Genomic DNA, 382 nt, shown 5'->3' with positions numbered 1-382 from the left:
ATATCTCCCCGGCAGCCTTCAGGGAAAAATATCATCAGATGGCTGCTTAAAAAAAGAACAAATGGTAGTGTCCGCTATTGCCAGTACACCTCACCCGTCCTTGTAATTAGTGTGAATATTCTTCTGTAATTTCAGCCAGATCCAATGCGTTATCTACCAGCTAGGTTATCTCAAGCAGGATATCTTCAAGAGAAGATTTAAGCGATAACGCCCCGAAAACAATGTAATACTCTTCCTGTTGCACGCTGGAGATTCCTACCGATGACAACGGCATCATCTTCTGATTTCTGGTAATGCTGCCAACTTACTGATTTAGTGTATGATGGTGATTTTAAGGTGCTTGCGTGGCTTCCATTTCCATCAGATGTCCTTCCTGCTCCGC

1 pseudogene is annotated in these 382 nt (G+C 43.5%); it reads right to left on the bottom strand.

Going from position 1 to position 382, the window contains the following annotated elements:
* Nucleotides 1-160: 160 nt before the first annotated feature.
* Nucleotides 161-295: pseudogene (locus tag BGK49_RS29735) on the bottom strand (DUF2170 family protein); the annotation flags it as partial.
* Between the last annotated feature and the right edge of the window lie 87 nt (nucleotides 296-382).

The sequence above is a fragment of the Shigella sp. FC1544 genome (genome assembly GCF_001722145.1).
Lineage (GTDB): Bacteria > Pseudomonadota > Gammaproteobacteria > Enterobacterales > Enterobacteriaceae > Escherichia > Escherichia coli.
This window is presented reverse-complemented; position numbering and strand designations above follow the sequence as displayed.